This is a genomic window from Pseudomonas oligotrophica (assembly GCF_021726475.1).
Taxonomy (GTDB): Bacteria; Pseudomonadota; Gammaproteobacteria; order Pseudomonadales; family Pseudomonadaceae; genus Stutzerimonas; species Stutzerimonas oligotrophica.
Map to the genome: position 1 here is coordinate 340518 of NZ_JAKJRU010000001.1, position 20282 is coordinate 360799.

General features: G+C 68.4%; 16 protein-coding genes, 1 pseudogene and 1 riboswitch. All 17 genes and pseudogenes read left to right on the plus strand.

Annotated features, from left to right (window positions below; genetic code table 11):
• Positions 1 to 151: 151 nt before the first annotated feature.
• The 17 genes and pseudogenes from L3N39_RS01650 to L3N39_RS01725 all read left to right on the plus strand — a co-directional run bounded on the left by L3N39_RS01650 (position 152) and on the right by L3N39_RS01725 (position 20066).
• Positions 152 to 1849 carry a sigma-54-dependent Fis family transcriptional regulator gene (locus L3N39_RS01650; RefSeq protein WP_237255471.1) on the plus strand — a complete coding sequence of 566 codons (1698 nt, stop codon included), beginning with the start codon at positions 152 to 154 and terminating at the stop codon, positions 1847 to 1849.
• Between the two features lie 352 nt (positions 1850 to 2201).
• Positions 2202 to 3215 (plus strand): WD40/YVTN/BNR-like repeat-containing protein, encoded by a 1014-nt coding sequence (locus tag L3N39_RS01655; protein WP_237255472.1) that lies wholly within the window; start codon positions 2202 to 2204, stop codon positions 3213 to 3215.
• Between the two features lie 17 nt (positions 3216 to 3232).
• Positions 3233 to 5710, plus strand: coding sequence for an efflux RND transporter permease subunit (locus L3N39_RS01660; RefSeq protein ID WP_237255473.1), 2478 nt, complete (start codon positions 3233 to 3235; stop codon positions 5708 to 5710).
• Positions 5711 to 5750: 40 nt separating this feature from the next.
• On the plus strand, positions 5751 to 7649 hold the full coding sequence (locus L3N39_RS01665) for a DUF1302 domain-containing protein (RefSeq protein ID WP_237255474.1): 1899 nt from the start codon (positions 5751 to 5753) through the stop codon (positions 7647 to 7649).
• Between the two features lie 20 nt (positions 7650 to 7669).
• On the plus strand, positions 7670 to 8989 hold the full coding sequence (locus tag L3N39_RS01670) for a DUF1329 domain-containing protein (protein WP_237255475.1): 1320 nt from the start codon (positions 7670 to 7672) through the stop codon (positions 8987 to 8989).
• 113 nt (positions 8990 to 9102) lie between these two features.
• A pseudogene (locus L3N39_RS18935) lies at positions 9103 to 9417 on the plus strand (PAS domain-containing protein); the annotation flags it as partial.
• A 165-nt stretch (positions 9418 to 9582) separates the two neighbouring features.
• Positions 9583 to 10650 (plus strand): methyl-accepting chemotaxis protein, encoded by a 1068-nt coding sequence (locus L3N39_RS01675; protein WP_431977993.1) that lies wholly within the window; start codon positions 9583 to 9585, stop codon positions 10648 to 10650.
• 114 nt (positions 10651 to 10764) lie between these two features.
• Positions 10765 to 12432, plus strand: a complete 1668-nt coding sequence (mdcA, locus tag L3N39_RS01680) for a malonate decarboxylase subunit alpha (RefSeq protein WP_237255477.1) — start codon at positions 10765 to 10767, stop codon at positions 12430 to 12432.
• Entirely contained in the window at positions 12432 to 13307 is an 876-nt protein-coding gene (locus L3N39_RS01685; RefSeq protein ID WP_237255478.1) for a triphosphoribosyl-dephospho-CoA synthase, read from the plus strand. Before mdcA ends, L3N39_RS01685 begins: the two co-directional genes overlap by 1 nt.
• 2 nt (positions 13308 to 13309) lie before the next feature.
• On the plus strand, positions 13310 to 13609 hold the full coding sequence (locus L3N39_RS01690; protein WP_003303871.1) for a malonate decarboxylase subunit delta: 300 nt from the start codon (positions 13310 to 13312) through the stop codon (positions 13607 to 13609).
• Positions 13602 to 14468: a biotin-independent malonate decarboxylase subunit beta gene (locus L3N39_RS01695; protein WP_237255479.1), complete on the plus strand. Its 867-nt coding sequence runs from the start codon at positions 13602 to 13604 to the stop codon at positions 14466 to 14468. Before L3N39_RS01690 ends, L3N39_RS01695 begins: the two co-directional genes overlap by 8 nt.
• Positions 14465 to 15250, plus strand: a complete 786-nt coding sequence (mdcE, locus tag L3N39_RS01700) for a biotin-independent malonate decarboxylase subunit gamma (RefSeq protein WP_237255480.1) — start codon at positions 14465 to 14467, stop codon at positions 15248 to 15250. The genes L3N39_RS01695 and mdcE overlap by 4 nt, the downstream gene beginning before the upstream one ends.
• A gap of 200 nt (positions 15251 to 15450) precedes the next feature.
• Positions 15451 to 16068 carry a malonate decarboxylase holo-ACP synthase gene (locus tag L3N39_RS01705; protein ID WP_237255481.1) on the plus strand — a complete coding sequence of 206 codons (618 nt, stop codon included), beginning with the start codon at positions 15451 to 15453 and terminating at the stop codon, positions 16066 to 16068.
• Positions 16065 to 16991, plus strand: coding sequence for a malonate decarboxylase subunit epsilon (gene mdcH, locus L3N39_RS01710; protein WP_237255482.1), 927 nt, complete (start codon positions 16065 to 16067; stop codon positions 16989 to 16991). Before L3N39_RS01705 ends, mdcH begins: the two co-directional genes overlap by 4 nt.
• Positions 16992 to 17111: 120 nt before the next feature.
• Positions 17112 to 17525, plus strand: a complete 414-nt coding sequence (madL, locus tag L3N39_RS01715) for a malonate transporter subunit MadL (protein WP_023444066.1) — start codon at positions 17112 to 17114, stop codon at positions 17523 to 17525.
• Positions 17526 to 17530: 5 nt separating this feature from the next.
• A complete protein-coding gene (gene madM / locus L3N39_RS01720; protein WP_237255483.1) occupies positions 17531 to 18295 on the plus strand; it encodes a malonate transporter subunit MadM in 765 nt (254 codons plus the stop codon).
• Between the two features lie 266 nt (positions 18296 to 18561).
• Positions 18562 to 18649: riboswitch (glycine riboswitch) on the plus strand.
• A gap of 157 nt (positions 18650 to 18806) precedes the next feature.
• The gene (locus tag L3N39_RS01725; protein WP_237255484.1) at positions 18807 to 20066 is read left to right on the plus strand and encodes a D-amino acid dehydrogenase; all 1260 of its coding nucleotides are present in this window, start codon (positions 18807 to 18809) and stop codon (positions 20064 to 20066) included.
• Positions 20067 to 20282 lie beyond the last annotated feature (216 nt).

Here is a 20282-nt window from a genome sequence, read left to right on the forward strand (position 1 = left end):
CGCCGGCGCGCCTGATCATTTGGTGCGATAGCCGCGCCGCGCCCTTCCCTTGCCCGACAGCCGGGCTATACAGTCGCGGCACGATGGAGGGGGGCAGTTGTCGCCGCCCAGGGACCGGAACCCCGCACACAACAAAAACAGGGGAGGCCTGATGGCTATCACGTACAAACCCCAGCTGCAGTACTCGGATTTCCACGATCTGAGCAACCAGATCCGCTTCCAGACCACCGAGGGCAAGATCTGGTTCGGCGAGCAGCGCATGCTGCTGATGCAGCTTTCGGCGCTGGCCAATTTCCGCCGCGAGCTGATCGAGCTGATCGGCATCGAGCGGGCCAAGGGCTTCTTCCTGCGCCTGGGTTACCAGTCCGGGCTCAAGGATGCCGAGCTGGCGCGCAAGCTGCGCCCCGACTGCAGCGAGCTGGAGATCTTCCTCGCCGGCCCGCAGCTGCACTCGCTCAAGGGCCTGGTCAAGGCGCGGCCGATCGAGGTGGACATCGACATCCAGAGCGGGCGCTTCCATGTCGAGGTCGAGTGGATCGATTCCTTCGAGGTGGAGATCTGCCAGGCCGAGCTGGGCCTGATGGACGAGCCGGCCTGCTGGACTCTGCTCGGCTACGCCTGCAGCTACAGCTCGGCGTTCATGGGCCGCGAGGTGATCTTCAAGGAAGTCACCTGCCGCGGGCGCGGCGACGACCGCTGCCGGATCGTCGGCAAGCTGGCCGAGGAGTGGGGCGACACCAGCGACTTCAAGGCCTACTTCAAGAGCGACCCGGTGATGGAGGAGCTCTACGACCTGCAGTCGCAGGTCAGCAACCTGCGCAACCGGCTGTGCCAGCAGGACGGCCAGTACTACGGCATCGGCCAGTCGCCGGCCTACAAGCGCATCTGCGAGACCATCGACAAGGCTGCGCGCGGCAAGGTCTCGGTGCTGATCCAGGGCGAGACCGGGGTCGGCAAGGAGGTGATCGCGCGCAGCGTGCACCTGCGCAGCGAGCGCGCCAAGGAGTCCTTCGTCGCGGTCAACTGCGCGGCAATCCCGCCGGACCTGATCGAGGCCGAGCTGTTCGGCGTCGACAAGGGCGCCTACACCGGCGCCACCCAGTCGCGCATCGGCCGCTTCGAGCGCGCCAACGGCGGCACCATCTTCCTCGACGAGGTGGTCGAGCTGACCCCGCGCGCCCAGGCCACGCTGCTGCGCGTGCTGCAGGAGGGCGAGCTGGAGCGGGTCGGTGGCGACCACACGCGGCAGATCGACGTGCGGGTGATCGCCGCCACCAACGAGGACCTGGGCGAGGCGGTCAAGGCCGGCAAGTTCCGCGCCGACCTGTTCTACCGGCTCAACGTGTTCCCGGTGCAGATCCCGCCGCTGCGCGCGCGGCGCGAGGACATCCCGCTACTGGCCGAGCACTTCCTGCGCAAGTTCCACAGCGAGTACGGCAAGAAGACCCTGGGCCTGTCCGACCGCGCGCTGGAGGCCTGCGTGCGCTACCAGTGGCCGGGCAACATCCGCGAGCTGGAAAACGTCATGGAGCGCGGGGTGATCCTCACCGAGAGCAACGAGAGCATCAGCGTCGAGGCGCTGTTCCCCGGGGTCGCCTTCGACGGCGGCGCCAGCGAGGGGCTGTCCAGCGCCGGCGCGCTGATCCAGCGCGCCGGCGACGGCCAGGGCGGCTGGCTCGAGCAGATCTTCGCCAGCGGCGTGAGCCTCGACGAGGTGGAGGCCAGCCTGATGCGCGAGGCGATGCAGCGCGCGCAGAACAACATTTCCGCCGCCGCGCGCCTGCTCGGCCTGACCCGCCCGGCGCTGGCCTACCGGCTAAAGAAGATCGGCTACGAAGAAAACGACTGAGGCCCTCGGGCCTGGGCCACGGGGCAGGCGCCGAGCCGCCCCGCCCGACGACGGCAGCACGGCATCCGCCGGCGCTGCCGTTTCTGTTTATGGATGCCGCCCGCCAGCGTCAGCAGCGCCCGCCCGGTATTTGATCAATTGAGCGAACGCCGTGGCCGACTTCACGATTTGCTCAAGCGCCTCGAGCGCCGGCGCGCCTGGCGGGCGCCGGGCGCGTCCGATCTTCGCCAATAAAGTCCTTTATTTTCATTAACTTGCATAATGGTGCCGAGCCTGCATGGCGCCATGGCACAGCCGTTGCTAATTCCGTCCCAGCCGCTTTTTCAACAAAAACAAGATAGTGGTGGTGACCGTGAAGCTCTCACTCCTTGCGCCTGTGCGTCGCCTCGCCGACGTCCCGTCGCCTGCTCTACCCCTGCGTCTGGCCCTGTTGTCGCTGCCGCTGCTGCTCGCCGGCTGCGAGGCCGCGCTGGACCTGTCCGCCGTCGACCAGCAGCAACAACAAGCGACCCGCCGTACCGACTTCTACCAGGCCATGGCCGCCAACCAGCGCCTGCTGCTGGTCGCCGGCAACGACGGCGTGCTGCTCGCCAGTCGCGACGGCGGCGACAGCTGGAGCCGCCAGCAGCTGGCCGCCGGCGCCGCGATCATCGACCTGGACGCCTGCCCCGACGGCAGCCTCATCGCCCTGGGCTTCGACAACCGCCTGTGGCACGCCGATGCCGACGGCCAGCGCTGGAGCGCCGTCGAGCTGCCCAGCGAGGAACAGATGATGACCGCCGCCTGCGCGCCGGACGGTGCCTGGTGGGCGGCCGGCAGCTTCAGCACGCTGCTGTCGAGCCGCGACCAGGGCGCCAACTGGACCGACAGCACCCTCGACGAGGATGCCGTGCTCACCGGCCTGCAGTTCCTCGACGGCGGGCGCGCGGTGCTCACCGGCGAGTTCGGCAAGGTCTTCAGCAGCGCCGACAACGGCGCCAGCTGGGAGCCGGCCGGCGAGCTGCCCGACGAGTTCTACCCGCACGCCGCGCATTTTCGCAGCCTCGAGGAAGGCTGGGTCGGCGGGCTGAACGGCTTCATCTACCACACCGTCGACGGCGGCCAGAACTGGGAGCGCCAGGACACGCCGAGCGCCGCGCCGGTCTTCGGCTTCGTCGAGGGCCCGCAGGGCCTGTTCGCCGTCGGTGACCACAGCCGCGTGCTGCGCCTGGCCGGCACGCGCTGGGAAGCGCTGCCGACCCCCGACGCGCCGGTCTACCTGCGCGCCGCCGCGCTGTCCGGCGAGCGCCTGGTCGTCGCCGGCGGCCGCGGCCAACTGCTCGCCCTCGATGCCCGCCAGGCGCCTGCCGCCGCCCAACCCCAGTGAGGCCCCCGATCATGCCCATGCACCACTTCACGCATGTCTTCTACGTGGCCAAGGTCTGGCTGTTCCGCCACCCGCGCACGGTCCTGGCGGTGATCGCCGCGCTGACCCTGCTGTTCGCCCTGCGCATCCCCGGGCTGAAGGTCTACACCGACTTCGCCGACCTGCTGCCCCAGGAGCACCCCTACATCCAGCTGCACAACAGCATCAAGGACACCTTCGGCGGCGCCAACGTGCTGGCCGTGGCGGTGGAGTTCGAGGACGGCGACCTGTTCAGCAACGACAACCTGGCGCTGGTCGACCGCCTGACCCAGGCGGTGGACAGCCTGCCGGGGGTCAACCACAACCTGGTCAGCAGCCTGACCCACCGCAACTCGCGCAAGATCTGGCTCACCGAGGTCGGCTCGATCAACTCCGAGCCGTACTACCAGAGCGAGTTCGGCCCGCTGGACGAGGCGCAGCTGGCGGCGATGAAGGCCGACGTGCTGGCCAACCCGCGGGTCTACGGGCCCCTGGTCTCGCCGGACCTGAAGGTCGCGCTGGTCAAGGCGCAGCTGATCGAGGGCCAGCTCGACTACGAGGCGACCTTCGCCCAGCTGCAGGCGCTGCGCCAGGCCGAGGCGCGCGACGGGGTGAAGATCTACGCCACCGGCCAGCCGGTACTGGTGGGCTGGGCCTACACCTACATGGAGCAGATCCTGCAGATCTTCCTCTGCACGGTGCTGGCGATGCTGGCGCTGCTGGTGTTCCACTTCCGCAAGGCCTACGGCGTGCTGATCCCGCTCGGCGGGGTGATGATCTCGACCATCTGGGGCCTGGGCATCATCAGCATCCTGGGCTACAACCTCGACCCGCTGGGCCTGGTGATTCCCTTCCTGATCGCCGCCCGCGCCATGAGCCACGGCGTGCAGCTGGTCGAGCGCTACTACGCCGAGGTCAAGCTGCTCGGCAACGGCCCGGACGCCGCGCGCGCGACCTTCGACAGCCTGTTCCGCCCCGGCACCCTGGGCATCGCCTCGGACGCCATCGGCCTGTCGCTGATCGCCATCGGCTCGATCGCGCTGAACACCAAGCTGGGCATCTACGCCTCGCTGTGGGCGACCACGGTGATCTTCTCGGTGCTGATCGGCGTGCCGCTGCTGCTGTCGATCCTGCCGACGCCGAAGAACCCGGAGATCAAGGAGACCTTCCTGCGCCACATCGGCGGCAGCTGCGCGGCCACCGTGGCGCGCCCGGGGGCGGCCGGCAAGCTGCTGCTGCTGGCCGCGGCGGCCATCGGCATCGGCCTGTGGATGTCCTCGCGGGTGACCATCGGCGACTCCGAGCCCGGCTCGCCGATCCTCTACCCGGAGCACGACTACAACGTCTCGTCCAAGGTCATCAACGAGCGCTTCCCCGGCTCCGAGGAGCTGTACATCGTCGCCGAACACGCGGAGAAAGGCGGCATCAAGCGCCCCGAGGTGCTCAAGGCGCTGCAGTCGCTGCAGGCGCACATGCTTGGCGACCCCTCGGTGGGCGGCGCCAAGGGGCTGCCGGACCTGATCCGCCAGGTCAACCGGCTGATGCACAACGACGACCCGCGCTGGTTCCAGATCCCGCATGACGCCGACTACGTGGGCGGGCTGATGTTCACCTACATGGCCTCGAGCCCGATCCCCGGCGCGCTGGACGAGTTCAACGACACCGACGACCGCATCGCCAACCTGGTCTTCTACTACAAGGACCGCCAGGGCGAGACCATCCGCCGTGCCATCCACATGGCCAAGGCCTGGATCGCCGAGCACGGCAACGAGGTGCCAGGGCTGTCCATCCGCCTGGCCGGCGGCACCCTGGGCGTCGCCGCGGCTATGAACGAGTCGGCCTTCGAGACCAACCTGATCGTGCTGCCGGCGGTGTTCGGGCTGATCTTCGTCTTCGTCATGCTGTTCTACGGCAGCTGGCACGCCGGCCTGATGATGCTGATGGCGATGCTCTTCGCCACCGTGCTGACCTACGCCTACATGGGCCTCTCGGGGATGAGCATCGACATCAACACGGTGCCGGTGATCGCGGTGGGGATCGGCGTCGGCATCGACTACTCGATCTACATGATGGACCGCATCCGCGAGGAGATGGTCAAGAGCGGCAACCTGGCCAGCGCGGTGCACCGCGCCATCGCCACCACCGGCATGGCGATCAGCTTCACCGCGGTGACGCTGATGGCCGGCATCGTCATGTGGGTGATCCTCTCGGACCTGCGCTTCCAGGCCGATGCGGCGATGCTGCTGTGCGTGATGATCGTCATCAACGGCGCCGCCGCCATGCTGCTGGTGCCCTCCTGGGTGCTGGTGTTCAAGCCGCGCTTCATCACCGCCGCCTACTCCGACGAGGACGGCATCATCCACGCCGACCACGGCGAACCCGCTCACGCCACTCCAGGCGAACACGCCGAATCCCTGCCTGCGTCTCCTGTGCAAGACGAGGGTGGGCTGCCGCAAGGGGCCGCGCGCTGGGCGTAGGCCCGCGCGTTGCCCTTCCCTGAACGCAAGAGGAACTGTCATGCAGAGAACAAGAAGAAAACAGCTGCAAAAAAGCCTGGGGCTGACGCTGGTCGGTGGTGCGCTGGGCCTGGCGCCCGTCGTCGCGGCGCTGGCCGAGGAAGAGACCCGCGTCACCGGCTTCTACGAGAACGCCACCTACGTGCGCGACTCGGTGGGCCTGTCGAAATTCCGCAACACCCTGCAGGTCAACGCCGACCGTGCGCTGGAGGACCGCGGGCTGTTTCGCAACATCAAGTTCCACGGCACCTTCCGCGGCACCTACGACGGCGTCTACGACCTCAACTCCAGCGAGTACGGCAGCGGCGCCGGCGGGCCGATCATGCTGGAGAACAGCGCCATGGGTAACAGCGTGCCGCACGGCGGCGGGCTGACGGTGCCGGGCACGCTGCTCGGCTTCGACCCGGCGCAGAACCCCAACGAGGGGATGATCGTGCTCGGCGAAAACCTGCACAGGACGCGCGGCGGCGTCGGCTTCGGCGTGCCGGTGCGGCCCTGCGACAAGGACAGCCGCGGCTGCATCGACGACTACCTGGACGCCGACAGCAACGACCTGCGCTTCCCCGAGTTCAACGAGCGGCTGGACTTCATCCGCGAGCTGTACATGGACTTCGACCACGACCTGCCCAACGGCGACATGGTCAGCTGGCGGCTCGGCAAGCAGCAGGTGGTCTGGGGCCGCACCGACCTGTTCCGCGTGCTCGACGTGATCAACCCGGTGGACTACTCGCGCAACAACATCTACGACGAGCTGGAAGACATCCGCATCCCCATGTGGATCGCCAAGGCCGACTGGCGGATGGGCGCCGGCGAGGTGTTCGACGACCTCAACCTGTCGTTCGTCTGGAACTTCGACAAGTTCCGCCCGCATAACCTCGGCCAGTGCGGCACGCCCAACGCGATCCTCGATGCGGCCTGCTTCTTCCGCGGCATGAACAACCTGTGGGAGAACGGCGGCACGGTGGCCAACTTCGCCGGCGCCAGCCCCGACGGCGGCATCGCCACCGACTTCGGCCCCGGGCAGATCGGCATCCGCAAGGCGCACATGCCGTCCTGGAGCCTGTCCAACACCCAGTTCGGGGTGAAGCTCGAAGGCGTCTACGGCGACCTCGGCTTCAGCCTCAACGCGCTGACCTACCGCTCGCAGCTGCCCTCGCTGCGCGGCGGGGTACCGGGCGTCAACGCCTTCACCGGCGAGGTCGCGCCCTGGCCGAGCCTGATCGCCTTCGACATCCACTTCCCGCGGGTCAACCTGGTCGGCGGCTCGCTGGACTATTACTCGCAGGCGATCGACACGGTGTTCCGCGTGGAAGTGGCGCACACCTCCGGCGAGGAGTTCGCCAACACGCTGCAGACGCGGCTGTTCTCCGAGTCGGACGTGACCCGCTACGTGATCGGCGCCGACAAGAACGTGTTCATCCCCTTCCTCAACCCGGGCCGCGCCTTCCTCATCTCCGGCCAGCTGTTCGGCCAGCACATCCACGAGCACCAGGAAGAGACGCGCGCCTGGGGCAAGGCCGGCATGCCGGACTGGGAGCAGAACTGGATCGCCACGCTGCTGTTCAAGGGCTGGTGGATGAACGACCGCCTCAGCCCGCAGCTGCTCGCCGCGCATGACTTCAAGGCGCAGGCCACCGCCATCGCGCCGAGCGTCGAGTACCTGTTCAGCGACAACCTCAGGATCATCGCCGGCGCCAACGTCAAGGTCGGCCGTGGCGCCCGCGAGTTCGACGACTGCCGCAGCTGCAACCCCTGGGACCCCTTCACCAGCGCCGGCCAGCCCGAGGGCTACACCCTGGGCCTGGGTGGCTACGAGCCGCTTGGCCGCTTCCGCGCCGGCCCCATCGGCATGGCGCAGAAGGAAGACGAACTGCAGCTGACCCTGCGCTACAGCTTCTGATCACACGAGGAACGGACAACATGCACAACAACAATCGATTCCGCCTGACTGCCCTGACCCTGGCGCTGGCCGCCGGCACCGCCATGGCCGCCGAGAACGACCCGGTGATCCAGAACTCCTTCTATCCCTACGCCAAGGACACGCCCAGCCACGCTGGGCTGTCGGCCGGCACGGTGATCAACAAGGGCAACGTCGCGCAGTTCAAGGACATCGTCGACCCGGCCTTCTACGGCTTCATCGAGAAGGGCTGGGTGGAGCTGAAGGTCGGCGAGACCACCTCCTTCGACCTGCACCCCAACTACGTCAAGGCCACCCAGGACGGCGCCGGCCAGGTCAAGCTGGGCGCCAAGCCCGGCGAGATCCAGGGCTGGGTCGCCGGCCGGCCGTTCCCGCAGGAGCCGGACGCCAGCGACCCGCGCGCCGGCGAGAAGCTCGCCTGGAACTACAAGTACGGCTACAACTGGGGCGACAGCGCGGCGATCTACCCGTTCTACTGGAAGTACCGCGACATGGACTCGGGCAAGGTCGAGCGCACCATCAAGTTCAACTTCCACTTCCTCAACTTCACCGGGCGGGTCAACCAAGAGCCCAAGCCGGCCATCACGCCGAACCCCTCGGACCTGTTCCGCGGCATCTACGTCAACGTGCTGGAGCCGCACGACGTGCGCAACACCCAGCTGTTGATCCACCGCGCGCAGGATGACCTCAAGCGCGACAACTCCTGGCTGTACCTCGGCTTCCAGCGCCGCGTGCGCCGCCTGGCCACCGGCCAGGTGACCGACGCCTTCCTCGGCTCGGACCTGATGATTGAGGACTTCGAAGGCTACAACGGGCGCATCTCCGACATGGAGTGGAGCTACAAGGGCACCCGCTACATGCTGATGCCGTTCTACAACCACAACGAGCTCAAGCTCGACGCCGAGACGCACAAGGACAGCGACGGCTACCAGGTGGTGGCCTTCGGCGGCCAGGGCGGCTGCTTCCCGGAGATCACCTGGCAGCTTCGCAAGGTCTACGAGGTCGAGGCCGCGCCGGTGGACGGCAGCCACCCGCTGTCCAAGCGCGTGCACTACATGGACGCGCAGACCTTCACCGTGCCGCGCACCATCTCCTACGACCGCAAGGGCGCGCTGTGGAAGACCTTCACCATCGGCCAGGCCCACCCGGACCACCACCTGCCGGCGAACAAGGGCTCGGGCGTGTCGATCGACGACAGCTTCAGCATGATCGACGTGCAGGCCATGCACTGCACCTCCGGCCAGTTCAAGGGCATGGTCGATCCCAAGCTGAGCCCGCCGGAGATGTTCAGCGTGCAGCACATGCGCGCCACCGGTAACTGAGCCTTCGCCGTCCGGCGTCCTGCCGGGCGGCCGCTTCCCATTCTCCCCGGCCCACCGGCGTTCACGCGCCGGCGGGCCGCCCTTGGTTCAAGAACTTGGTTCAGGAAAAAGCCATGCACAACGACCGCAACGGTGCCCACGCGCCCGGCGAACAGCTGGTGCTGCTGACCGACAGCCAGGCCAACATCCTCTACGCCAGCCCGGTGCTGTGCCGCCAGCTGGGCCATCCCGAGGCCGCCCTCGAGGGCAGGCCGGCTTCGCTGCTGCGCCATCCGGACATGCCCGGCGGGCCGATCAAGGACCTCTGGGCCACCCTCGGCCGCGGCCAGAGCTGGATGGGCATGATGAAGAACCGTCGCGCCGATGGTCGCGAGTTCTGGGTCGATGCCTTCATCAGCCCGGTGCTCGATGACGGCGTGGTCAGCGAATACCAGGCGATCTACCGCCTGCCGGATGCCGCGACCATCGCGCGCGCCGAGGCCATCTACCGCCTGCGCAGCCAGGGCCGGCAGCCGGCGGCGTTGCGCTGGCGCTGGCTGGGCCGCAGCCGCCAGCAGGTCCTGCTCGCCAGCCTGGCCTTCACGCCACTCGGCGTGCTCGCCTCGAGCCAGGCGCCGGCGCTCGGGCTGGCGCTGCTGCTCGGCGGTATCGCCGCCTGCGCGCTGCTGCTCGGCCTGCATGCGCGACCCTTTGCGCAACTGGTGGCGCAGAGCCGCCAGCGGGTCGAGCACCCGATCAAGCAGCTGATCTACACCGGGCGGATCGACGAGATCGGCCAGCTGCAACTGGGCAACCGCCTGCTCGAAGCGCAACTGGCCTCGATGCTGGCGCGGGTCGGCGACAGCAGCGGCCGGGTCGCCGGCCTCGCCGAGCGCACCCGCGAACTGCTCGGCACCGGCAATCGCGCGGCCGAACAGCAGCAACAGGCGCTGGATGCCATCAGCGCCGCGGTGGAGGAACTCAGCGCCACCATCCGCGAGGTGGCCGGCAACACCGCCAGCGCCGCAGCGCTGACCCGCCAGGCGCTGGCGCTCGGCAGCCAGGGCCAGCAGCGGGTCGAGGTGGCCGGGCAGCGCATCGGCAGCCTGGCCGGCACCCTCGACCAGTCCGCCGAGGCGGTGGCCGTGCTGAGCCGCCACAGCCAGGCCATCGGCGGCATCCTCGAGGTGATCCGCAGCATCGCCGAGCAGACCAACCTGCTGGCGCTGAATGCCGCCATCGAGGCGGCGAGGGCCGGCGACAACGGCCGCGGCTTCGCCGTGGTGGCCGACGAGGTGCGCTCGCTGGCGCAGCGCACCCAGGCCTCCACCGACGAGATCCAGCAGATGATCGAAGCGCTGCGCCAGGGCACCGGGCAGGTGGTCGGCAGCATGCAGCAGGGCCTGCAGCAGTCGCGCGCCAGCGTCGAGCAGGTCGCCGCCACCGCGCAGGCGCTGGCCGAGATCACCGGCCTGGTGGGCGAGATCGCCGAGGCCGGCGGGCAGATCGCCGAGGCGGGCACCCAGCAGAGCGCCGCCGCCGAGGAGATCAACCAGAAGCTCTGCGCGCTGCAGGAACTGGCCCGGCACAGCCTGCAGCTGCAGCACGAAAGCTTCGAGGTGGCCGACGAAGTCAGTCGCCAGGCGGGCCGCCAGCGCGCCCTGCTGGCGCAGATGGGCTGATCGCCGCGCCGATCGTTACGATCAACGTAACGATCGGTCTCCGAGCTTGATTGATGACCCTTCGGTCACCTCCCTACTGTGCGCTCCACAAAGCGGAAAACCTGTGGAGTCGCCATGACAACAACAATCTCCCCACCGCCGCAGTGGTCGCGTCGTCGCGCTGAAAAAGCCCGTCGTCTCGATCAGGTGCAGAGCCTCGCCGATGGCGTGGTACTGCCCAGCGAGCGGATCGTCGAGGCCCTGGAACTCTTGATCGCCCCTGGCGACCGGGTGGTGCTCGAGGGTAACAACCAGAAGCAGGCGGACTTCCTCTCCCGCTCCCTGGCCAAGGCCGACCCCGGCAAGCTGCACGACCTGCACATGATCATGCCGAGCGTCAGCCGCGCCGAGCACCTGGATCTGTTCGAGCGGCAGATCGCGCGCAAGCTCGACTTCTCCTTTGCCGGCCCGCAGAGCCTGCGCATCAGCCAGCTGCTCGAGGACGGCCTGCTGGAAGTCGGCGCCATCCACACCTACATCGAACTCTACTCGCGCCTCTTGGTGGACCTGATCCCCAACGTCGCGCTGGTCGCCGGCTTCCAAGCCGACCGCCACGGCAACATCTACACCGGCCCCAGCACCGAAGACACCCCGGCGCTGGTCGAGCCGACCGCCTTCAGCGACGGCATCGTCATCGTCCAGGTCAACGAGATCGTCGACGATCTGCCGCGCGTGGACATCCCGGCGAGCTGGGTCGATTTCGTCGTGGTGGCGGACAAGCCCTTCTACATCGAGCCGCTGTTCACCCGCGACCCGCGCCACATCAAGCCGGTGCACGTGCTGATGGCGATGATGGCGATCCGCGGCATCTACGAAAAACACAACGTGCAGTCGCTCAACCACGGCATCGGTTTCAACACCGCGGCCATCGAGCTGATCCTGCCGACCTACGGCGAATCCCTCGGCCTGAAGGGCAAGATCTGCCGCAACTGGACGCTCAACCCGCACCCGACGCTGATCCCGGCGATCGAGACCGGCTGGGTCCAGAGCGTGCATTGCTTCGGCACCGAGCTGGGCATGGAGAACTACATCGCCCAGCGCCCGGACGTGTTCTTCACCGGCCGCGACGGCTCGATGCGCTCCAACCGCATGATGTGCCAGCTGGCCGGGCAGTACGCGGTGGACCTGTTCATCGGTGCAACGCTGCAGGTCGATGGCGACGGGCATTCCTCCACTGTCACCCGTGGCCGCCTGGCCGGTTTCGGCGGTGCGCCGAACATGGGCCACGATCCGCGCGGCCGTCGCCATCCGACGCCCGCCTGGTTGGACATGGCCATGCCCGGCGGCGAAGCCCCGGTGACCATGCTCGAGCGCGGCAAGAAGCTCGTGGTGCAGATGGTCGAGACCTTCCAGGAAGGCGGCAAACCCACCTTCGTCGAGCAGCTCGACGCGGTGGAGGTGGCGAAGAAGAGCGGCATGCCGCTGGCGCCGATCATGATCTACGGCGACGACGTCACCCACCTGCTCACCGAGGAAGGCATCGCCTACCTGTACAAGGCCCGCTCGCTGGAGGAGCGCCAGGCGATGATCGCCGCGGTGGCCGGCGTCACCAGCATCGGCCTGCGGCACAACCCGAAGGACACCGAGCGCATGCGCCGCGAAGGGTTGATCGCCTTGCCGGAAGACCTCGGCATCCGCCGCAACGACGCCAGCCGCGAGCTGCTGGCGGCCAAGAGCATCGCCGAGCTGGTCGACTGGTCCGGCGGCCTCTACAACCCGCCTGCCAAGTTCAGGAGCTGGTGATGAGCGCACTCATTGCACGACAGGCGCCGTCCGCGGCCGAGCGCCTGGCCGATCTGGCGGTGCAGGCGCTGGTCGACGAGGCCGATCTGTCGCCCAAGCCGGGGCTGGTCGACCGGCGCGGCAGTGGCGCGCACAGCGATCTGCATCTGGGGCTGATGCACGCCTCGGCCCATGCGCTGTGGCCGGCGTTCAAGGCGATGGCCGAAGCGGCGCAGGAAATTGGCGAAGTTGGCCAGCCCTTGCGCGAAACCCTCGGCCAGCTGGGCCGCGACGGCGAAGCCGACATGCTCCGCGTGACGGGTGGCGTAAATACCCATCGAGGGGCGATCTGGGCGCTGGGGCTGCTCAGTGCGGCGGCGGCGCTGGAAACCGACGCGCCTGACGCCCGAGGCGTTGCGGCAACGGCCGCGGCTCTGGCCCGTTTGAGCGACCCGGCCGTACCGGTCACTTCCGACAGCCACGGCGCGCGAGTCTGCCGTGCCTATGGTGTGCTCGGTGCGCGGGAGCAGGCGCAGCATGGCTTTCCTGCCGTCATCGAACAGGGCCTGCCGCAGCTGCTGGTAAGTCGCCGCGGCGGGGCCGGCGAGCAGAACGCCCGGCTCGATGCGTTGCTGGCGATCATGACCGAGCTCAGCGACACCTGCGTGCTGCACCGCGCCGGCCTCGACGGCCTGACCCGGATGCAGCAGGGCGCCCGTGCCGTACTGGCTGCCGGCGGTTGTGCCAGCCTCGTCGGGCGCCGCCAGCTGCGCGCACTGGAAGGCGAGATGTTGTCGCTGCGTGCCTCGCCGGGCGGCGCCGCCGACCTGCTGGCCGCCACCTTATTCCTCGACCGTCTGGCGCCCGCCGCGTCGGCGCCGACTGGGAGCTACTGAACATGGAAACCCTGTCTTTCGAATTCGCCGCCGGGCAACCCGCCCGCGGCAAGGCTCTGGTCGGCGTGGTCGGCTCGGGCGATCTGGAAGTGCTGCTGGAACCCGGCCAGGCCGGCAAGCTGGCGATCCAGGTGGTCACCTCGGTCAATGGTGCCGAGCAGCGCTGGAAGAGCCTGTTCGAGCGGATGTTCCGCGAGCAGAACCTGCCGGCACTGAACATCGATATTCACGATTTTGGGGCCACGCCCGGCGTAGTGCGTCTGCGCCTGGAGCAGGGACTGGAGGAGGTCGGCCATGACTGATGTGTCCGCTAACACCGTGGCCCGTTTACTTGAGTCGCGCAGCTTCGTCGAGCTCGGTGCCCGCCAGCGTGCCCGCGCACTGCTGGACGAAGGCAGCTTCCGCGAACTGCTCGATCCGTTCGATCGCGTCACCTCACCTTGGCTGCCGAAGCAGGGCATCGTCACCCAGGCCGACGACGGCGTGGTGGTCGCCAAGGGCACCATTGACGGCCAGCCGGCGGTGATCGCCGCCATCGAAGGCGCCTTCCAGGGCGGCAGCATGGGCGAAGTCGGCGGCGCGAAGATCGCAGGCTTGCTGGAACTGGCTGCTGAAGACAACCGCAACGGCATCCCGACCCGCGCCGTGCTCCTGCTGGAAACCGGCGGCGTGCGTCTGCAGGAGGCCAACCTGGGCCTGGCCGCCATCGCCGAGATCCAGGCGGCCATCGTCGAGCTGCGCGACTACCAGCCGGTGATCGGTGTGGTCGCCGGTTCCGTCGGCTGCTTTGGCGGCATGTCCATCGCCGCCGGGCTGTGCAGCTACCTGGTCGTCACCCGCGAAGCCCGCGTCGGCCTCAATGGCCCGCAGGTGATCGAGCAGGAAGCCGGGCTCGACGAGTACGACTCCCGGGATCGCCCGTTCATCTGGAGCCTGACCGGTGGCGAGCAGCGCTATGCCTCGGGTCTGGTGGACGCCTACGTGGCCGACGACACCGACGCCATCCGCGCACAGCTGCACGAACTGTTCGCCCTCGGCAAGCCGCTGCAGCCGCGCAGCCGCCGCCACGCCTGGTACCTCCAGCGCCTGGCCGATGTCGACACCCGCACGCAGCTTGATGCCGCCGCCGTGCGCGCCATCTACAGAGGAGATGCCCAATGAGCCGTGGACTGAACTGGTTGCAAGCCCTGGCCGGCGGCCAGGCACTGGCGGGCTATCCGGCCTCGGTGAAGGTGGTCGACGGCACGCTCGGTGAGCGCGCCGCCCGCTATATCGCCGTGGTGCCGGACGCCGAGAATCCCTTTCCGCGCGCGCGCAACGGCGAGGTCGGTCTGCTCGAAGGCTGGGCCCTGGGCCAGGGGCTGGACGAGGTGATCGCCGCCGATCGCGACAAGGCGGACAAGCGTGTGCTGGTCGCCGTGGTCGACGTGCCGAGCCAGGCCTACGGCCGTCGCGAAGAGGCGCTGGGCATTCATCAGGCGCTGGCCGGTGCGGTGGACGGCTATGCCCGTGCGCGGCTGGCCGGGCACCCGGTGATCGCGCTGCTGGTGGGCAAGGCCATGTCCGGCGCCTTTCTCGCTCACGGCTATCAGGCCCAGCGGATCATCGCCCTGCGCGATCCGGGCGTGATGGTGCATGCCATGGGCAAGGCCGCCGCGGCGCGCATCACCCTGCGCAGCGTCGAGGAGCTGGAAGCCCTGGCCGAATCGGTGCCGCCGATGGCCTACGACATCGACAACTACGCGACCCTCGGCCTGCTCTGGGAAACCCTCTCGGTGGACAGCATCGAGCAGCCTTCGGCGGACGACCTGCAGCGTGTGCGCGACTGCCTGAGCAAGGCTGTGGCGGACATTGGCGACAGCAGCGACCTGCGCGGTCGTCTCGGCGCGCCGAACCGCGAGGCGTCGTCGCGGGTGCGCGAGCTGCTGCGCGCGCAGTGGTAGAGCCGGGCGTCGGTGCCATTCGCGGTCAAGACCGCTCCCACGGACGCGCCTGAACCGGACCTGTGGGAGCGACCGCGAAGACAGGCCTGGCCCCGGTCGCGGCTGCAGTTGTAGGCGCGGTCTGGACCGCGAAAACCGGCCGCACCGAGGCTCTGAAATCAACCCAGGCGGGGCAACGCCCAGCCATGAGGAGGTTGCAGATGTACGACACTCCACGCCCCCACGACCTGCTCTGGGGTATGCGTCCCGAGCAGTTGCCGGCCGCTGCCCCGGCCTGGGCGGTGGCCGTGCTCGCCGCCGGACAGCCGGTGGTGGTGCGTCGTGCGCGTGTGGCTGCCGGCCTGGTCGCGGTCGGGTTGCGCGGGGCGACGCGTGATCAACGCCTGGCCGCGCTGATGCCGATCGAGGCGATCGCCCATCGGTTGGCACCGGAAGATCTGCTCGCTCGTCGGGCCAGTGAGGATCTGCCGGTGTTTCGCGTGCTGGCCGAGCTACGCCCCTTGCTCGATGCGCTGGGCCACGCCTGGGGCGTTACCGGCTCGGCGGGTTTTCAGCTCGCCACCGGGCTGCCGACGGCGCACCCGGACAGCGATCTGGATCTGCTGCTCAGGGCCGAGCGCCCGCTGCCGCGCAGCGAGGCGCGCCCGTTGCTGCAGCTGCTGGAAGGTCGCGCCTGCCGCGTCGACCTGCAACTGGAAACCCCGCTGGGCGGTGTGGCGCTCGGCGAATGGGCCGGTGGCGCCGCACGGGTGCTGGTCAAGACCGCCGAAGGACCGCGTCTGGTGAGCGATCCCTGGGCTGCGGAGCGGGCCGCATGAGCAGCCTGTTCGCCTTTCCCGGCCAGGGCGCGCAAAAGCCCGGCATGCTCCAGCGTCTGCCGCAGGAGCCTGAAGTCCTCGAATGCCTGGCGCAGGCCAGTGCGGTGCTCGGCGAGGATGCGCTGCTGCTCGATTCGGCCGAAGCGTTGCAATCGACCCGTGCCGTGCAGCTCTGCCTGCTGATCGCCGGGGTCGCCGGAGCGCGGCTGCTGATGCGCGATGGCCAGCGTCCGGACTATGTCGCCGGGCTGTCCATCGGTGCCTATGCCGCGGCGGTGGTCGCTGGGGCGCTGGACTATCGCGATGCGGTGCGGCTGGTCTCGCTGCGTGGCGAGCTGATGCAGCGGGCCTACCCGCACGGCTACGGCATGACCGCCATCCTCGGTCTGTCGCTGAGCACGGTCGAAGGCCTGTTGGCGGAGGCCAAGGCGCCCGCCTACCTGGCCAATATCAACGCCGACAACCAGCTCGTCATCGCCGGCAGCGATGCCGCCATGGCCGCGGTCGCCGCCCGCGCCAAGGCCCTCGGTGCCTCCTGTGCGCGGCGCCTGGCGATGAGCGTGCCCTCGCACTGCGCGTTGCTCGAGCAGCCGGCGCGTGAGCTGGCCGAAGCCTTCGCCGGCGTCAGCCTGCGCGCTCCGCAAATTCGCTATCTGAGCAGCTCGTCCGCACGCCCGATATTCGATAGCGAGCGTCTGCGCGACGACCTGGCCTTCAACATGTGCCGCGTCGTCGACTGGCACGGCACCCTGCGCACCGCCTATGAGCGTGGGGTGCGCCTGCAGATCGAACTTCCCCCGGGCCAGGTGCTCACCGGCCTGGCGCGGCGGGTTTTCGAACAGGGTACGCTGGCCGCCTTCGACGGCGCCCGGCTCGACACACTGGACGCCTTGCTGCGTCAGGAGGGCAGCCAGAGCCGATAGACCGCGTGCACATTCAGCGCGAGCAAGCCTTACTCGCGGCTGATCGATGGATAAAAACAACTACCTCGACAACACGCGCCAAGCCCTCTGCAGGCGGCGCAACCAAAAAGGACAAGAACAATGATCATCTTTGGTGTGGCCTTCCTGGCCTTGTGTACCCTCACCGGCATCTTCGTCGGCGAGCTGCTCGGCAAGCTGATCGGCGTACCGGCCAACGTCGGTGGCGTCGGCATCGCCATGGTGCTGCTCATCCTCGTCGGCAGTTACCTGAAGAACCGCGGCCTGTTCAAGCCGGAAACCGAACAGGGCGTGAAGTTCTGGAGCGCCGTCTACATCCCGATCGTGGTCGCCATGGCCGCGCAGCAGAACGTCTACGGCGCGCTGTCCGGCGGCCCGATGGCGATTCTCGCCGGCATCGCCGCGGTGGTATTGGCCTTCGCCCTGGTCCCGGTGCTGGACCGCATCGGCCGAAAAAAGTCTGAGGCCGAGCCGGTTGCCACCGCCAAGCCCACCACCAGCAGCGCACGGGGGTAATGGCCATGTACGAATCGCTCATGAAAGTGATCTCCGGCTACGGCCTGATCAGCGGCTTCGCCCTTATCGGCGCCACCATGTGGCTGTCCTACTGGCTGTCGGACAAGCTCACCAAGGGCCGCCTGCACGGCTCGGCGGTGGCCATCCTCATCGGCCTGTTGCTCTCCTACATCGGCGGGGTGATGACCGGCGGGCAGAAGGGCCTGGTCGATATCGCGCTGTTCTCCGGCATCGGCCTGCTCGGCGGCGCCATGCTGCGTGACTTCGCCATCGTCGCCACCGGTTTCGGCGTCAGCGTCGAGGAGCTCAAGCGCGCCGGGATGGTGGGCGTGCTGGCGCTGTTCGTCGGCGTGTTCGCCTCGTTCATCGCCGGTGTCGCAGTGGCCATGGCCTTCGGCTACACCGACGCGGTCAGCCTGACCACCATCGGCACCGGTGCGGTGACCTACATCGTCGGCCCGGTCACCGGCGCGGCGATCGGCGCCAGCTCCGAGGTGATGGCGCTGTCGATCGCCGCCGGCCTGGTCAAGGCGATCCTGGTGATGATCGCCACGCCCTTCGTCGCCCCGCTGATCGGCCTGAACAACCCGCGCTCGGCGGTGATCTTCGGCGGCCTGATCGGCACCTCCAGCGGCGTGGCCGGCGGCCTGGCGGCCACCGATCCGAAGCTGGTGCCCTACGGTTGCCTGACCGCCGCGTTCTACACCGCGCTGGGCTGCCTGCTCGGGCCGTCGCTGCTGTTCTTCGTCATGCGCGGGCTGTTGGGCTGAGACGCAGCAGCAAAGGTGGAAAAGGCTGCGCCGTTTTCCACCCTACGAATGCGTAGGGTGGAAAACTCGCGCAGCGATTTTCCACGCGTAACCCTCACCGCGTGGATGGCTGCGGCCATCCACCCTACGGCGGCTACACGCCCTGGCACAGGCCCGCCAGACCGCCGGCTGGCTCCTGACCAAAGTCGGGGGGTTACAGCGGCGGTTTTTTCTGGCAGGGTAACCCTCGATTCGCGACCGATTGCCGCAGGCAGCGGGCGCGGGTCGATGTGCTAGCGGGAGAGACTGCCGCCAGGCAGCGCCGAAGGAGCAACCGCCCCGGAAACTCTCAGGCAAAAGGACCGCTACCACCGCAGACACTCTGAAGAGCCGCCCGGTTTTCGTCGCCGGGCGCACCGAAGGAGCAAGCGGGCCGCCCTGGCTCGTGAATCTCTCAGGTCCAGAACAGAGGGGGCGCCCGCCGCGCGTTGGGCGCACGGGCTATGACCCCCTGACGTCCTGGAGCGCAACAATGAAAACAATCGCAGTCATCGGTGGCGGCATCACCGGCGTCACCACCGCCTATGCCCTGGCCAAGCGCGGCTTCGCCGTCACCCTGCTGGAAAAGCACCGCTACGCGGCGATGGAAACCTCGTTCGCCAACGGCGGCCAGCTGTCGGCCTCCAATGCCGAGGTCTGGAACCACTGGTCGACCATCGTCAAGGGCCTCAAGTGGATGCTCAAGAGCGACGCGCCGCTGCTGGTCAATCCCAAGCCCAGCTGGCACAAGCTCTCCTGGTTCGCCGAGTTCATCGGCTCGATCCCCAACTACCGCAAGAACACCGTCGAGACCGCACGCCTGGCGATCGCCGCGCGCGAGCATCTGTTCGCCTGGGCCGAGGCCGAGGGCGTCGATTTCGACTTGAAGAAGAAGGGCATCCTGCACATCTACCGCGACAAGGCCGGCTTCGAGCATGCCGGCGAAGTCTCGCGCCTGCTCGCTGCCGGCGGCCTGCCGCGGCGCAGCGTGACGCCGAAGGAGATGCGCGCCATCGAGCCGACCCTGGCCGGCCGCTACTACGGCGGCTATTACACCGAGTGCGATTCGACCGGCGACATCCACAAGTTCACCAATGGCCTGGCCGCGGCCATCGAGCGGTTGGGCGTGCGCTGCCGCTACGGCGTCGAGGTCAAGGCGGTGGCCAGCGATGGCAAGGGCGCCAGCGTGACGCTGGCCGGCAGCCACGGCGACGAGTGCCTGCAGTTCGACGGCCTGGTGGTCTGTGCCGGCACCGCCAGCCGCGCCCTGGCCGCGCAGCTCGGCGACCGGGTGAACATCTACCCGGTCAAGGGCTACTCGATCACCGTCAACCTGAACGACGAAACCAGCCGCGCCTCGGCACCGACCGTCAGCCTGCTCGACGACGAGACCAAGCTGGTCACCAGCCGCCTGGGCGACGACCGCTTCCGCGTCGCCGGCACCGCCGAGTTCAATGGCTACAACCGCGACATCCGCGCCGACCGCATCCGCCCGCTGGTGGACTGGGTCAATCAGTGTTTCCCGGGCGTCAACACCCGCAGCGTGGTGCCCTGGGCCGGCCTGCGGCCGATGCTGCCGAACATGATGCCCAAGGTCGGCCGCGGCCGCGCGCCGTGCGTGTTCTACAACACCGGCCACGGTCACCTCGGCTGGACGCTGAGCGCGATCACCGCGGACATGATCGGCGACGTGGTGGCGCAGAACCTGGGCCGGCCCGCTCCGGTCGCGTCCGGGCAGACAGCCGTCGCCTAGCCATGCCGTCGTAGGGTGGAAGACGGCGAAGCCTCTTCCACCGTGGCGTTGAGCATCCACACGAGGCATCGGCATCATCGTGATCCTGCGGCGTTGCGAAAGGCTGCGTGGATAAGCTTCGCGTTATCCACCCTACGTTGCCCAACACAGCGGACGTAGGGTGGAAGACGGCGAAGCCTCTTCCACCGCCCGGCAACGATCCCCCCGATCCGGCTG

Coding starts and splice junctions, on each gene's coding strand:
- L3N39_RS01665 (WP_237255474.1), top strand. CDS start 5,751: ATGCAGAGAACAAGAAGAAAACAGCTGCAAAAAAGCCTGGGGCTGACG.
- mdcH (WP_237255482.1), top strand. CDS start 16,065: ATGAGCAGCCTGTTCGCCTTTCCCGGCCAGGGCGCGCAAAAGCCCGGC.
- mdcE (WP_237255480.1), top strand. CDS start 14,465: ATGAGCCGTGGACTGAACTGGTTGCAAGCCCTGGCCGGCGGCCAGGCA.
- L3N39_RS01695 (WP_237255479.1), top strand. CDS start 13,602: ATGACTGATGTGTCCGCTAACACCGTGGCCCGTTTACTTGAGTCGCGC.
- L3N39_RS01690 (WP_003303871.1), top strand. CDS start 13,310: ATGGAAACCCTGTCTTTCGAATTCGCCGCCGGGCAACCCGCCCGCGGC.
- mdcA (WP_237255477.1), top strand. CDS start 10,765: ATGACAACAACAATCTCCCCACCGCCGCAGTGGTCGCGTCGTCGCGCT.
- L3N39_RS01660 (WP_237255473.1), top strand. CDS start 3,233: ATGCACCACTTCACGCATGTCTTCTACGTGGCCAAGGTCTGGCTGTTC.
- madM (WP_237255483.1), top strand. CDS start 17,531: ATGTACGAATCGCTCATGAAAGTGATCTCCGGCTACGGCCTGATCAGC.
- L3N39_RS01650 (WP_237255471.1), top strand. CDS start 152: ATGGCTATCACGTACAAACCCCAGCTGCAGTACTCGGATTTCCACGAT.
- L3N39_RS01685 (WP_237255478.1), top strand. CDS start 12,432: ATGAGCGCACTCATTGCACGACAGGCGCCGTCCGCGGCCGAGCGCCTG.
- madL (WP_023444066.1), top strand. CDS start 17,112: ATGATCATCTTTGGTGTGGCCTTCCTGGCCTTGTGTACCCTCACCGGC.
- L3N39_RS01725 (WP_237255484.1), top strand. CDS start 18,807: ATGAAAACAATCGCAGTCATCGGTGGCGGCATCACCGGCGTCACCACC.
- L3N39_RS01705 (WP_237255481.1), top strand. CDS start 15,451: ATGTACGACACTCCACGCCCCCACGACCTGCTCTGGGGTATGCGTCCC.
- L3N39_RS01670 (WP_237255475.1), top strand. CDS start 7,670: ATGCACAACAACAATCGATTCCGCCTGACTGCCCTGACCCTGGCGCTG.